Source organism: Psychrobacter sp. I-STPA10 (genome assembly GCF_021012795.1).
In the GTDB taxonomy this organism is placed as follows: domain Bacteria; phylum Pseudomonadota; class Gammaproteobacteria; order Pseudomonadales; family Moraxellaceae; genus Psychrobacter.
The window spans coordinates 1-14,958 of the sequence record NZ_VFYU01000012.1; the positions used below are offsets into that span (position 1 = coordinate 1).

Below are 14,958 nucleotides of genomic sequence, written 5' to 3' on the forward strand. Positions count from 1 at the left end.
GGCTAGGGAGGGCTGAAGCTATGGTAATTTATTAAAAATATCCACAGCATACTTTTTGAAACACCACCAAAAATAATAATTAAACTAAAATGTAAATATAAATAATTAGCAGATATACTATTCAAACAATAAATCTTACTCACCAACCTTACCATTCACATCAAAGATTGATTATGTTTATTACCATTCCACGCCCATCTTTTCGACATATCTTAACTCATTACCTGCTATCTTTGATTATCATCTTAACAGCAATAACCACTATTGCCCTTATACCTACAAGCAGTTATGCAAGCATTGATGATCATACACTGCAAACTATAACCATTAATGATATGAATGCATCTCACCCCAACCAACTTCAATTACAACCTGATCAAAGCTATTATCAATTAATAGATACCAATGGAAATATTCTACAAGATGAGTTATATAAAGTTTTAGCTTTCCCTGATGGACGTATCCTTGCCAAACGTGATGGATATTGGGGTGTGATTGATACAACTGGTAAGCTTATTTTTGATTTCAATTATGATGATATTACTCTATTTGCTAACGACACATACTTACTTGGCAAATATGAGGGTGCAATCTATCAAACTGCTGTGGTAAAAGACAATGATAATTGGATTTATCCAAATACTAAAAATTTTGCAGTTGATACCACCATTTCACATCTACACAGTGACCAAACCCACCATATTGGCTATTTTGTTATCAACAAAAATGATAAGACTGGATTAATCAGCGATCAAAAACAAATGTTACTTCCCCCTGTCTATGATGAGCTTACATTGCTGAATGTAGATGCAAATGAACGCTTATTTCTACGGGTTAAACAAGGAGACAAAATAGGACTAATAGATCAAAATCAGACGATTATAGTACCTTTTGCAAAACTACAGTCTATTGATAAATTTAATTTTAAAGATGATGAAACTATTTTCAAGATAGAAAAATACGCCCATTTCTTCAATGTGGATGGTTATCTTCCTGATGATATTTGTGATAAACATAATGAATTTTCTGAAACATTAATCAATGCAAATGGTCAGACTCTACTTGTCTCCAGCACACCAACTAAAAGTTTAAATGGTAATTTATTCCAATACTCAAAACTTAGTGATCAGAAAAATAACGAATATAATAAATTTGGCATTATAAATTCTAAGGCAGAAGTAGTATTGCCAGCCAAATATGAGCAAATTCAGAGTTTTTCGGGCTCAGCTCTGCTGGCTTTATCCAATCAAAAAATAGGCATTATTACTCTAACAGCATCTGGTGAATTAAGCATTGCAACATATTATGACAGCTTAAAGCCCCTACCTATTATTGACCCAACATTGACACAGCAGCTTGTGCACAATCAATCACAAAACCGTAATAATTTTCATCCCCTGCTAACCAGCACCCGTTACTTAGACACTCCTATTACCCACCAAATTGAATATCCTCATGATTATCAGCTATTTATTGCTCAGATTGAAGATAAATATGGGTTAGTTGATTCTCAAAATAATGTTTTGATACCTTTTATCTATGACTCTATCAGCCATACCGAAGGCGACTTATTATTGGTTGAACAGCAACAAAAATATGGTTTATTAACCCCCCAAAATAAGGCTATCACCGATATTGTTTATGATGATATTGCTGTGTTAAACCTGTACCAAAAAGGCAGTTATTATTTACTGACCAAAGGCAAACAACAAGGCATTATCAATGCAGAAGGTAAACAGCTTTTTCCACTTTCTGACTTACGCTTTATCAAACCACCAATGAATCATATATTTGATTTAGCCATCATCGAAAAGCAAGGCAAATATGGTTGGTTAAATGAAGAGATGACCGCCATTGCTGTTGCACCTATTTATGAAGACATTATCGAACCTATGGAGATTGAATCCATGGATGAGGGCTTATATAAAGTACAAAAAGATGGAGAGATAATGTTGATTACCGCATCTGGTAACATAACACATCGTCATTTAGAGCAGTATGCCGCAGTGGTAGGAATATATAAATCAGATAACCTACGCATATTTGATAAAAATGACAATCAAGGCATATTAGGGGCAGATAATACCATCATTATACCAATGCTTTATGAGGATATTTATCCCATCTACTATGAAAACACAGCAGATGACCTTTTAGACAATAATTCTAATAAAAGTATCAAACCAATTAAGTTTTATATGGTGACAAAGCAAGGTAAATATGGTCTTCTCAATGAAGCTGGACAAACGCTTATTGCGCCACTCTATGCCAAAATGAAGCCATATAATGATGCGACAAGATTTATTGTCGCTCAACCCACAGCAACCATATTATCAACACCACCCAACTCAGATCAGCCCACAGCAGGAATACAAAATATAGACACCACCCTAAAATACGGGGTAATAGATGCAACGGGTAAAGTTCTCTTAGATTTTGAATATGAAAAAATCTTTTATAATACCGTTCAGTCAAATAATCAGTTATATCTTTTTAAGCCTGATAATGATCGTATTGATGTAATCAACAAAGACCTAAAAATTATTGATTCTATAAGTCATAAAGAATTTGCAGAACAATTTAGTGATTACTTATAACAGTATGTATGTGATTTTTAACAATCAACCTATAAAACAACAAGCCAAGCAGATTTGATACAGATAGGTCATTTTAGAAAATAGTATGATGACTACTGGAGTATTACAACCACAAAAAAACCAGATAGCAACATTCACTATCTGGCACTATCTGGTTTTTTATAATTAACAACAAAAACTGGTTAAAACTTATTAACCATGCTGCCTACAATTGCTAGCCACGGCGTGGCGCACGGTTACCATCGTTTGAACGAGATGCTGCACTGCGACGCTGACCTGTCGGCTTACCTGAGTAACGCTTACCGCCACCATTATTGCCATTTGCTTCACCACCACTACGCTGTGAACGACCTTGCCCACCGCCATTACTACTACCAGCAGACTTACCACGGTAGCCGCCACGTTTCTCGCCTTGTTTTTCACCACTGCCTTCGCCAAAGCGTCCACGTCCACCACCATTGCCAGCAGATTTGCCACGGCTATCTGAGCGACCTTCAGAGCTACGACCACGATAACCGCCACCGCCGTTACTATTACTACGTCCTCTTCCGTTGGCATTACCACCACGACCTCGGTTGCCACCACGTCCACGCTTGCTACCACTACCCACTCTTAAATCTTTGGTATTTTTCTTTGGCTCCATACCTTCCACTTCAGCAACCATCATATGTCGTTTTAGATAGCGATTAATGGCATCTAATTGTGGACGATCATCAATGCTACATAGGTTAATGGCAATACCTGTACGACCAGCTCGACCACTACGACCAATGCGATGCACATAATCTTCTACTTGACGGGGCAAGTCATAGTTAAATACATGGGTAATACCACTGACATCAATACCACGTGCCGCCACATCGGTAGCAACCAAAATATTAATCTTACCCGCTTTGACATCATTAATAATGCGAGTACGTTTGTTTTGTGGCAAATCGCCATGTAAAAAGCGTGCTTTATGACCTGCTTCTACCAAACTTTTTGCCAGCGTTTCACAGCTACGTTTGGTCGCTGCAAACACAATGGCTTGATTGACTTCAGGATCACTTAATAAGTTATCAAGTAGTCTGTTTTTATGATTAAAATCATCACAATAATAAGCCGTTTCATCAATATGTGCAGATTCTACTTTAATCGCAATACGCTCAGGATTTTTGGTAAAGCTCTCTGCGATTTTGCCAACAGGACCATCCCAAGTTGCTGAAGACATAATCGTCTGACGACTATCAGGCGCGGCTTTCATGATTTTTTCAATATCATCAGCAAAACCCATATCCAGCATACGGTCAGCTTCATCAAGGATTAAAATATCCAGCTCTGATAAATCAATACGCTCTGATTTCATGTGGTCAATAAAACGACCGGGTGTAGCAATAATAATCTGCACCCCTTTTTTAAGCGCACGTATCTGTCCACCATAAGGTGCGCCGCCCACTAAAGGTACACTAAAAATATTGCGAGTTTTTGAGCTGTATTGGCGCACGCTATCGCTCACCTGATTGGCAAGCTCACGAGTTGGCGTTAAAATCACCGTATGAATGACTTTATTGCTAGACTTATCACGAATGATTTTATCTAATACAGGTAATACAAATGCTGCGGTTTTACCACTACCTGTTTGTGCTGATAATAATAAATCGCGCCCTGCCAATGCTGGTGGGATAGCTTGTGCTTGAATGGGGGTTGGTGAATCATAGCCACTGGCAGTAAGGGCATCTAGTAATTCAGTAGACAATTCAAGGTCAACAAAGCTTAAATCTTCATCAGCTTTAATAATAGGGGCATTGTTTGTGGTGGTGTTATCTGTCATGGGTTGTCCTTTGGAAAAATATAGACATATAAAATCATACGCTGCTGGCACGCAGTTTTGATATGTCAGTAGTTTTAAGAAATAATTAATGATTTAATTAAAGGCACAACACAGATAAGCGGCTGGCTATCACACATCCTATGTGAAGGGCGGAGCCGTATTTTGGTGGTTGTTACCGTGAGTCGCTGGCAGCAAAAAAGTCATTTTAGGCTGTCTCAGCTCAAAATCATCGGCAACAATTTGAATAGGTGTCTACTCCAGACGTCAATTGCAGGCGATGTTATCAATCAGCAAGGTGGCGGATTATAACACAAGTAACAAAAATAACCTAATTGTATTTCTTTTGGGGATACAACTACTTTATTACTTTCATGTAAAAATTGGCAAAATTTGCCTAATGAAGCGTCTATAAACTGGTTAATATCCCACCTTGATAAATAAGCTACCAGCGTTTATTGTCTTGACTCAGTCACTGTTTATTAAAATCAGTATCGCAATTTTTCCTATGAAGATAAATATTCAACAGATCCTAAAATACTTTTACTCACTCAGCGGCACAATGCTATCTTTTTATCAAAATCGCAACTATTTAACTAACACTTTGTATAAAAAAACTCCAAGTTTTCAAGGCTTGGAGTTCTCTGTAACATTATTGTCTCAGAATTACAATCTATTCAAACTAAAATTTATTAGTTATCTGAATTACACCATCTTTAGCAATAATATTTGGTGCAACGATTATATCTTGTATATCAGTTAATTGTCCCGAGAATTTAGCATCAGCTTGAATTACAGGCTGGATAAGTTTAGGTAAGCTTCCTAGTACTAATGGCAATGAATAAGCTTCTTTATTACAGCTACCATCTTTGTATAATGGTTTAGTAAGGAAAGTGCTATATTGTTCTTGAAGTGCTTTGCATTTTGCATTGGTAGCAGTATTATTAGGAATTAGATAAGTGTAACCATTATCGGATTTAGTTTCCGCAAAATCACTGAGTGATTTTTTATTAGCATCTGCTTCTATTCCAGCTTTACTGATGGCATCAAACTCACTTACTTGTGGTATCTTCGCTAATACTTCATCTGCTGTCATTGTTGGTGGAATCAATGCCTGATCAATCACATGCACATAACCATTTTTGATTTCTAGATCAAGTTTAGACATATCCACTTTTGCTTGAGTCTCAGAATCTGCTTTTGCCATATTCGCCAACTGAATCGCCTGACTTGGAACAATATAATCATTACCTGATTTAGTAACAAATAATGGTGCACCATTTAAGGTTTTCAAGTTGGTATCTAGTTTATTAACCACATCAGCAGAACCAAGTTTTTCTGTCAATACATGGTATTTTAATAGTGAGCCAAGTAGTTCTTTATTAGCCACTAGATCATATGCATCTACTTTGCCACTCTTATCCAGGTCTGTCAGTAGACCGAGTTTATCTAAAATAGCTACTGTTTTATTAATAGCTTCATCAGTAGGTGCCAGCACAGTGACTGAAGGCATGGCTTCAATCTCTTGTAGTAAGTCTTGCTTATCTGTACCTGCAACAACTTGTAAACCTTGTGAGAATAAGGTAAGTTGCTGGTCTTGTAATACCGCAGTCAATGCCTTAGCATCTTTATTAGGCTCTTCTTTATCTTTATCTTTGTCTTGATCAGTATGAGTATTATTGTCCTGAGTAACTGTATAGTGTTTGTCATCATCATCATGACAAGCTGTTAGTAGTAAAGTGGCTGAGATTGCTAATGCCAATGCTTTCAACTGAATTTTCATAGTTTTACTCCATTAAAATTAAAACTTGCGACGGTGTGATAGTCCATTCAAGCCATATAAAACCATCAATAGAATAATATCTAAACCACCATAAACATTATGGTATGGTGTTGGTTTATCTTCATCCTATAGATTTTAATTAGGTCTTAATGACTTAAAGAAACATTCAACTAAAAATGTAACGGCGTTAAAATTAACATACTTTTCTTATAAAAGCCAAGTAATTGATAATGAAAATTCATATCATTTATATTTAGTAAATAAAATTAGCATTTTTAAACAGTAAATTAAAAATAATTCTATTGAAATTTATTCTATTAGTAAGTTTTTTTAATTATCCTCTATTAAAATTTAAACTAATAATCGGATCATCACAAACACTTTTACTCACTCAGTGGCACAATTCTATCTTTTTGCCCACCTACTACACTGGCATTGATGTGGCTGCCATAACCTTCAGGGTTATCTTGCAAATAGGCTGTCATTGCTTGTAACACCTGTGTATCACCACTAGCAATAATGCGTTGCTTTATCACCTCTACTGGTGGTAGTGGTAAGTTTTTAAGCAATGCCAAACATTGCCTAGCGTCACCATGCTCGACCACCAAAGCTATCAGACGGCGGGCATCTATCGGCAAATCAGCAGTGCTTTGTGCCATCAGTACCAAATGATATGCAGCCGTGGCATCGTTATCTTCTCTGATGCGCTGCTCGATGGCTTTGTAAGTTGCTGCCGTTGCGCCACCTGCCACATTGACTAGATGAATACACCTTAAAGCGGAATTGGGCTGATTATTGGCAATCGTGAGAATCTCAGTAGATTGTTGTAATAAATACTGACGTTTTTTCTCTACATTCTCTGTTATAGACACAGGTTGTTGTCTGCTTTCTACATTATTCATAAACATTCACTTATATTAATTGACGATCATCTGTTGCAAATATTGCAAAAAGAAAGATTGGCGCACAATAAATGAGCACCTTTAAGAATAAGACCAATAAAAAAAATCACTAAAAAAACTAAGCAATAAAAAATCCAAGTAATGGCACATTACTTGGATTCGAAATTTGAATTCAAAAGATATAACAATATAAATAATGCCACACCATCACTCAAACAGCTATTGCTATTAAGGTGCAGGACTAAATTCTTCAACCAATGGTTTTAGCTCACCAGATTGGTACATTTGTAGAATAATATCTGAACCACCCATCAGCTCGCCATTAATCCAAAGCTGTGGAAACGTAGGCCAGTTGGCAATTTTTGGTAGGGTTGCACGAATCTCAGGATTTTCTAAGATATTGACAAAAGCAAATGGACGACCTATTTGGGTTAACACTTCGATTGCCTTAGCAGAAAAACCACATTGTGGAAATTGTGGGGTGCCTTTCATATATAGCAATACTTTGTTTTCTTCGATTTGCTGGCGGATAAGTTGCTCGATGTCATTGCTGGTGTTGTTGTCTTGCTCGCTCATAGTGACTCCTTAAAATTAATCTATCTATTTTTATAATCTATGGGGGAAGGCTTAAAAAAAACAACCCCCATCAACTAAATTATTTAGTCGCTCTTTGCCTAAATCTTAGAACCTGTATTCATAATCCAAAATCAGGGGAATTTTAAACTAAAATTGCGTAATACAAGGCAAATTTGGGGGCAAATAGTCACTCTATTTACCCCAAAATTTAACGCCGTAGTACGTCTATTTTAGGCAAAAAGCCACCACACCATTATGGGTTGTGAATACAGGTTCTTAGCACACGTTTGTTCTCTCATTAAATACCACTTAATGAGTATTTGTATCATTGCTCTTATCATCATGACGTAGCAATAGCACCACGGCCGTTGCCATGATGCCCTCTTTGCGACCTGTAAAACCTAATTTTTCACTGGTGGTCGCTTTAATGCTAATGTTGCTGACCTCTGTTTGTAAGTCTGCGGCAATATTCTCACACATGGCCAAACTATAAGGGGTAATTTTGGGACGCTCGCACATCACCGTAATATCTACATTACCAAGCTTATAGCCAGCCTGTGTAACCAGTGAATAAACGTGACGTAATAAGATACGTGAATCTATGCCTGCATTGGCATCATCGCTATCAGGAAAATGCTGACCAATATCCCCCATTGCCAATGCACCAAGCAGCGCATCACACAATGCATGTATCACCACATCACCATCTGAATGTGCCAATAAACTATGGGTGTGCTCAATTGGCACACCTGCCAAGACAACAAACTGCTGTGCCTCTCCATTATTATGAAAAGCATGCACATCTATACCTTGTCCAATCTTAATCATGCCAGCTTTTATCATTTTATCTCCATCAATGTTATAATAAGGGTAATGATTTACCCTAAATTCTACCACAGCCAATAGCCAATTATTTATGTCTAATTTACAAATCTGTAACCACCCTACCCTCTCTCTTGCCAATGTTACCAATCCTAGTCACAAACGTGTCATTGTCGGCATGTCTGGTGGTGTTGACTCTTCTGTATCTGCGGTTTTATTACAGCAGGCGGGCTTTGCAGTTGAAGGCTTGTTTATGAAAAACTGGGAAGAAGATGATGGTACAGAATACTGTACTGCAATGGAAGATTTAGCTGATGCGCAAGCGGTGTGTGACAAAATTGGCATTAAACTACATACCGCTAATTTTGCCATGGAATATTGGGATAGAGTATTTGAACATTTTTTGGCTGAATATAAAGCAGGTCGTACCCCAAACCCTGATATCTTATGCAATAAAGAAATCAAATTTAAAGCATTTTTGGATTATGCCATCACACTAGGAGCCGATTTTATCGCCACAGGGCATTATACTCGCCGCAGTGTCAGCTATAATAATGATGAAGGCAGGCAGGTTGCGCAGCTACTACGTGGGCTTGATAACAACAAAGACCAAAGCTACTTTTTACATGCGGTGGGCGGTGATAAAATTGCCAAAACTTTATTCCCTGTTGGTGAGCTAGAAAAGCCTGAAGTCCGTCGTATTGCTGAACAACATAAGCTAGCTACCGCCAAAAAGAAAGACTCTACTGGTATTTGCTTTATTGGTGAGCGTCGTTTTAAAGACTTTTTGCAACAATACCTGCCAGCCCAAAAAGGCGATATCTATACTGATGATGGCATAAAAATTGGCACGCATGATGGCTTGATGTACTACACACTTGGTCAGCGTGGTGGTATTGGCATTGGTGGGGTAAAAGATCGCCCCGAAGAACCTTGGTTTGTATTGGCAAAAGACCTTGAGAATAATCGCCTGATTGTCGGACAAGGGCACGAGCATCCAATGATGATGAGCCAGACACTAACCGCCGAACAGTGTGACTGGGTAGAAAACATTGCCCCCAATGCCATATTTAGCAATGAGGGACTAATCTGTACTGCCAAAACTCGCTATCGTCAACCTGATCAAACTTGTAAAGTCTTTGCCACTAATGACAGTGGCAGTGAAATTCAAGTTATCTTTGATGCACCGCAGCGCGCAGTGACACCAGGACAATCTGCTGTCTTTTATATTAATGAAGTATGTCTTGGTGGTGGGGTGATAGCAACGATGAACGATGGATCAATAATACCCAGTCACTAAAACAGCCTATTTTAAAGATGCAAATCATGCCCGCAGCGATCACAAAAACTGGCAGCAGCAGCATGTCCAAACTTACCACACTTAGGGCAAGTGATTGGGTGTAATTGTGGGCGCATATTCTTAGCAAGCTCAGCAGTAAAAATACCTGTGGGCACAGCAATGATAGAATAACCTGTGATCATCACCATACTTGCAATGGCTTGTCCAAGTGGGGTTTTAGGAGACATATCCCCATAACCAACCGTCGTTAATGTCACAATTGCCCAATAAATGGATAATGGGATACTGGTAAAACCGTTTTCTGGTCCTTCTACCACATACAGTACTGAGCCAAATATGGTCACCAACAGCAGCACAGATAAGAAAAACACAGTGATTTTTTGTTGACTGGTCTTAAGTGCTGCTGCCAAAAATCCTGCCTGCTGCATATATGCCTTGAGCTTAAGCACACGGAAGACTCGCAATGTCCGCAGTACTCGCACCACGATCAGATATTGCACCCCACCAAATAGCAGGCTTAAATAGCTGGGTAATACCGATAATAAATCAACAATACCAAAAAAACTAAACATATAACGCAAGCGATTGGGTGCTGAAAATAAGCGTAATATGTATTCAATAGTAAATAATATGGTGAAAAACCATTCCGCATAAAAAAACAGTGTACCAAACTGCAAGCGCATATACAGCACACTGTCTAACATTACCACTGCCACACTCAGTACAATTGCAATCAGAAGTACAATATCAAATAACTTACCTAAAGGCGTGTCTGTACCTTCAACAATAATATGAATACGATTGCGCAAATTATTGATGGCATCAGTGGTGGTTGATTTCATATAATGACCGAAACTCTGTAGATAAATTTAAGCACAAACAAGGCAAATACAATGAATAAACAAAATTATTATGGTATCTGACGCTGATTTCTACTGATAGGACTATAGCCAGTTTGTCTGTGTAAGTATAGTGTTTGCTAATGACACAGTAGTACAGACAACAAGGTTTGACTATAATAGGGACTTATCTTTTAACCATTTGCTACTGTCTCAATTTTAACCGTGTTACTTTTTTAATAACATTAATTTTAAATAAAATTTAAAAAATAGTTTTTAAAGGTTAAATAAACAAACTCATTATAGTCAATCTAATATAATTACACCATAAGGCAACCGAGTAAAGATAGTACACAAAGTACATTAAGCAAGGTTAACACCGTGGTGAATTTATAGTAGGCTGACTATATAAGCTTATGGTTGCTAACGGTCATTATACGATAAACTGACGCACACAACCATTTAACCTAACTTAAAAACTGCTAATCAATATGACATGATATATTGATGGATCACCCGCGTTAACCATTTTACTCAACTGTAATCAACTGACTTAATTAAGGAAATTATATGGCAGGTCATTCTAAATGGGCAAATATTAAGCACCGTAAAGCACGCCAAGATGCCGCCAAAGGCAAAATTTTTACCAAGATCATTCGTGAGATTGTCTCTGCTGCCAAACAAGGCGATCCTGAGCCAGATAAAAACCCTCGCCTACGTGCCGCAGTAGAAAAGGCATTATCGGTTAATATGACCAAAGATACCATCAAACGTGCCATCGAACGTGGTGCTGGTGGTGGTGATAATGACAATATGGAAGAGATTAGCTATGAAGGCTATGGTATTGGTGGTGTGGCAGTATTGGTTGAAACCATGACCGACAACGTGAATCGTACCGTCAGTGAAGTGCGTCATGCCTTTACCAAGCACGATGGCAACTTAGGCACATCTGGATCAGTCGCCTATCTATTTAATAAACGTGGTGAGATTAGTTTTGATGATGTGTCTTTAGAAGAAGAAGTCATGCTCACTGCACTCGACGCAGGCGCAATTGATATTGAAAATGATGGTGAGACTTTGATTGTCATTACCGAGCCTGAAAAATTTGGGGTGGTCAAAGATGCGCTTAATGCCGCAGGTTTGGTCTCTAATAATGCCGAAGTCACCATGTCACCATCAACAACCGCTGACATCACTGATATTGAGGATGCACAAAAAGTGATGAAAATGATTGAAATGTTAGAAGATTTGGACGATGTGCAAGAGGTTTATAGCAATGTGAACTTTTCTGATGAAGTCATGGCACAACTTGAAGCGGAATAATCTATTATAAAACTATCTGTTATAAAGTTATCTTCTATCAAACAATCTTTTTGAGCAAATCTAATCACTTATCAGAAGTAGATTTGCTCACATCAATCAGCTTATGACTGGGATAACGAGTAATATGCACCCGATTAAAACCACTGTGATGCGTCAATTTTAGTTGCTTGGATTTAGACGTTTGCACCGTAGTTTTGGGAACAGTTAATATACTTGTTGGCTGATATTTATCAGTATGTATCAACAACCAAAGCTCATCAAGAGTGCGCCGAATTTGATAATTGGGCACTTTATGAGCTTTTTTATCCATAACAGCATTGACATCTTTTTGGGTAATCGCTGAATGGGGCAGATACTGCAAACGCTGCTCAAAGATTGTCGCAGGCATATATAAAGTCGTAATGGGTAGCTGAAAATATTGCTGCTCATCTAAAGCTGCTTGATGCTTTGCCATAATCTGTAGACTCTGCCAATACCAACGTTTACTAATAAGCCCTTTATCACCCATCTGATCACGCAATCTTGGCAAGGTGGTCAACTCCACACCAACATAATAAAAACGCTGTTGCCAATAAAAAACCAAAGTAAAATCTGGCTCTTGTCCATCATCTTGTCCCGAGATAATATGCACAGGATCAAGACCCGTAATGGCAAGATAATGGCATAAATATACCCATTCTCGTTGGCGTTTACTTTGATTTTGGTGGCTGGTCACGCTCATACTTCCATATAATACCTATAATTAAGCTAAAAAATTAAGCTAAAATATCCATACCAAGCATTAGACTACTTTTCGTCGGTCTCAAATAATGCCGCTACAAACTGCTTAGGGCTAAAAGCCCGTAAGTCATCAATTGACTCCCCTACGCCAATATAACGTATGGGAATATTGGTTGTTTCAGCAATATTAAACACCACCCCACCTTTTGCAGTACCATCAAGCTTAGTCACCGTAATCCCTGTTAATGGCACCGCTTGATTGAATATCTCAACCTGACTGATGGCATTTTGTCCTGTACCTGCATCAAGTACAATCATACCCTCATGCGGTGCTTCTGGATCTGCTTTACGCATCACCCGCACTACTTTTTCAAGCTCTGCCATCAGATGGGTTTTATTTTGTAGTCGCCCTGCGGTATCAGCAATCAGTACATCAATATTTTTTGCTTTGGCAGATTGCATCGCATCAAAAATAACCGATGCGCTGTCTGAGCCATGACCTTGTGCAATAACTGGAATATTATTACGCTCACCCCATACTTGTAATTGCTCTGTCGCTGCTGCACGGAAGGTATCGCCAGCAGCCAACATCACTGACTTACCCTCAGCTTGCAGACGCTTAGCCAATTTGCCAATGGTAGTGGTTTTACCCACCCCATTGACTCCAACCATTAAGATAACAAATGGCTTTTTGCTGGTGTCTATCACTAATGGCGCAACTTTTGGCTCTAAAATCTCCACCAATTCTTTTTGCAGTGCTTTATATAGCGCATGAGAGTAGATCAAATCGCCTCTATCCGTCTGCTCGGTTAGACTTTTGATAATACGATTGGTTGCATTAACACCAATATCTGCCACCAACAACTGATCTTCCACCTCTTCTAGCAGTTCATCGTCAATTTCTTTACCACCAATTAAGATATTGACCATACCTTCTGCTAAGTTTTTACGAGACTTAGATAGACCAGATTTCATTCGATTAAACCAACTGCCTTTTTTACTCTGTTCTTCATGAGTATCAGAATCTGTTGTCGTCGCTACGTTAGATGTTGTTGCTACTTTAGTGTGTACACCTAATGCAGATGTCTGAGTGTTAGAAATATCATCTGTGGCAGCAGCTATATTATTGGCTGCTTTGTTTGTCTCTATATTAGTTGAGGATAATTGAGGCTGTTGAGCAATCGGGACTTGCTGTATGGGCATACTGGGCAGAGTAATATCATCATCATCTAAATCACCATCTAAATCAATGACAATACGATTGGGGTTATTGCTATTATTCATATATCTACTCTTCTAGCTAAACGATAATTATGTTAATGAAATATAATGGGGTTAGTTTAGCATATTGCACCTCATCAAGTAGACACTTAGCATTACCTCACGCTCATCGAAACCTCAAAGTTTTATAAACTTATAAAAAACATTTGACATGCAAATTCAAATCTATATAATACACACCCACAGCAAGACACCTTAATCAATTAATTGAATAAGGTTTTTAAGAAATTTGTCTTTAAGTAAATTTCTCTTGCAAAGCTAAAAAAGCAGTGCTTTTTTTATACGCTTCTTAGGGTGATTAGCTCAGTTGGTAGAGCGTCTGCCTTACACGCAGAATGTCGGCGGTTCGAATCCGTCATCACCCACCACTTCTTATATAGCGAGTGGATAAATAAGCTAGATAGCGACCTAAGCAGCGGTAGTTCAGTTGGTTAGAATACCGGCCTGTCACGCCGGGGGTCGCGGGTTCGAGTCCCGTCCGCTGCGCCATATTTTAAAACTAGATATTAAACTTATTGTTTAAACAAGTTTCGCCTCAAGTATCCCCTTACTTGAGGTTTTTTTATGTCTGTAGGTTTTTGGTTTACTAATAATTATATATAGGACTTACGCAATTTTATAGATTATCAGCCGTTGATAGTTATTGTTTTTTATAAAACTAACTGACTATATGTAGCTCCAGAGACTTCATAAACAAGGGAATTGTAGTGTGCGTTTTACGCACCGTTAGATAAAGGTGCATAGAATGCACCCTACGCACTAAAGATAGAGGTATTATGGATAATCGAAGCCATACAGAAAAAAAATTAATGGACTATATAAATGATAGCCTAAATAAAGATTCTAATTTTAATGTTGTAATCAATATCCAAAACTCAAGTAGTCAAAATCCTGGTGCGTGTTTTGGTTGTGGTGGTAAAGATGGTTATGGTGGTAGCATTGAAGATTTTGCAAAAAACAATCCAAACTTAAATATTAGTATTCAACATGGTGCTAAGGATTAACTTA

Annotated in this window: 12 protein-coding genes and 2 tRNA genes; 6 read left to right on the plus strand and 8 right to left on the minus strand. The window is 38.1% G+C overall.

All coding sequences use genetic code 11. The annotated features are described in order from the left end of the window. Positions 1 to 173 precede the first annotated feature (173 nt). Entirely contained in the window at positions 174 to 2,597 is a 2,424-nt protein-coding gene (locus tag FHK89_RS04980; protein WP_230657482.1) for a WG repeat-containing protein, read from the plus strand. Positions 2,598 to 2,811: 214 nt separating this feature from the next. Here FHK89_RS04980 and FHK89_RS04985 read toward each other — a convergent pair whose 3' ends face one another. The 5 genes from FHK89_RS04985 to ispF form a co-directional block, all read right to left on the minus strand. After that, entirely contained in the window at positions 2,812 to 4,407 is a 1,596-nt protein-coding gene (locus tag FHK89_RS04985) for a DEAD/DEAH box helicase (RefSeq protein WP_230657485.1), read from the minus strand. A 679-nt stretch (positions 4,408 to 5,086) separates the two neighbouring features. Beyond that, positions 5,087 to 6,187: a fasciclin domain-containing protein gene (locus FHK89_RS04990; RefSeq protein ID WP_230657488.1), complete on the minus strand. Its 1,101-nt coding sequence runs from the start codon at positions 6,185 to 6,187 to the stop codon at positions 5,087 to 5,089. Between the two features lie 383 nt (positions 6,188 to 6,570). Beyond that, on the minus strand, positions 6,571 to 7,089 hold the full coding sequence (locus FHK89_RS04995; RefSeq protein ID WP_230657491.1) for a hypothetical protein: 519 nt from the start codon (positions 7,087 to 7,089) through the stop codon (positions 6,571 to 6,573). A 228-nt stretch (positions 7,090 to 7,317) separates the two neighbouring features. Then, a complete protein-coding gene (gene grxD, locus FHK89_RS05000; RefSeq protein ID WP_230657494.1) occupies positions 7,318 to 7,665 on the minus strand; it encodes a Grx4 family monothiol glutaredoxin in 348 nt (115 codons plus the stop codon). Positions 7,666 to 7,974: 309 nt separating this feature from the next. Continuing rightward, positions 7,975 to 8,493: a 2-C-methyl-D-erythritol 2,4-cyclodiphosphate synthase gene (gene ispF / locus FHK89_RS05005; protein WP_442966561.1), complete on the minus strand. Its 519-nt coding sequence runs from the start codon at positions 8,491 to 8,493 to the stop codon at positions 7,975 to 7,977. Between the two features lie 88 nt (positions 8,494 to 8,581). On the opposite strand from ispF, the gene mnmA reads away from it, so the two are divergent. Further along, positions 8,582 to 9,787 (plus strand): tRNA 2-thiouridine(34) synthase MnmA, encoded by a 1,206-nt coding sequence (mnmA, locus tag FHK89_RS05010; protein ID WP_268992926.1) that lies wholly within the window; start codon positions 8,582 to 8,584, stop codon positions 9,785 to 9,787. An 11-nt stretch (positions 9,788 to 9,798) separates the two neighbouring features. On the opposite strand, the gene FHK89_RS05015 is transcribed toward mnmA, so the two are convergent. Beyond that, the gene (locus tag FHK89_RS05015; RefSeq protein WP_230657499.1) at positions 9,799 to 10,629 is read right to left on the minus strand and encodes an ion transporter; all 831 of its coding nucleotides are present in this window, start codon (positions 10,627 to 10,629) and stop codon (positions 9,799 to 9,801) included. A gap of 567 nt (positions 10,630 to 11,196) precedes the next feature. Here FHK89_RS05015 and FHK89_RS05020 point away from each other — a divergent pair. After that, the gene (locus tag FHK89_RS05020; protein WP_230657501.1) at positions 11,197 to 11,949 is read left to right on the plus strand and encodes a YebC/PmpR family DNA-binding transcriptional regulator; all 753 of its coding nucleotides are present in this window, start codon (positions 11,197 to 11,199) and stop codon (positions 11,947 to 11,949) included. A 64-nt stretch (positions 11,950 to 12,013) separates the two neighbouring features. Here FHK89_RS05020 and FHK89_RS05025 read toward each other — a convergent pair whose 3' ends face one another. Together FHK89_RS05025 and ftsY are read right to left on the minus strand one after the other, a co-directional pair. Then, positions 12,014 to 12,670, minus strand: coding sequence for a hypothetical protein (locus FHK89_RS05025; protein ID WP_230657503.1), 657 nt, complete (start codon positions 12,668 to 12,670; stop codon positions 12,014 to 12,016). Positions 12,671 to 12,735: 65 nt separating this feature from the next. After that, positions 12,736 to 13,644 carry a signal recognition particle-docking protein FtsY gene (gene ftsY / locus FHK89_RS05030; protein ID WP_230657814.1) on the minus strand — a complete coding sequence of 303 codons (909 nt, stop codon included), beginning with the start codon at positions 13,642 to 13,644 and terminating at the stop codon, positions 12,736 to 12,738. Positions 13,645 to 14,242: 598 nt separating this feature from the next. Between ftsY and FHK89_RS05035 the strand changes: the two genes are divergently transcribed. From FHK89_RS05035 to FHK89_RS05045, 3 genes are all read left to right on the plus strand, one after another. Further along, positions 14,243 to 14,318 (plus strand) — tRNA-Val (locus tag FHK89_RS05035). A gap of 44 nt (positions 14,319 to 14,362) precedes the next feature. Beyond that, a tRNA-Asp gene (locus FHK89_RS05040) sits at positions 14,363 to 14,439 on the plus strand. A gap of 287 nt (positions 14,440 to 14,726) precedes the next feature. Then, on the plus strand, positions 14,727 to 14,954 hold the full coding sequence (locus FHK89_RS05045; RefSeq protein ID WP_230657506.1) for a hypothetical protein: 228 nt from the start codon (positions 14,727 to 14,729) through the stop codon (positions 14,952 to 14,954). The last annotated feature ends 4 nt before the right edge of the window (positions 14,955 to 14,958 follow it).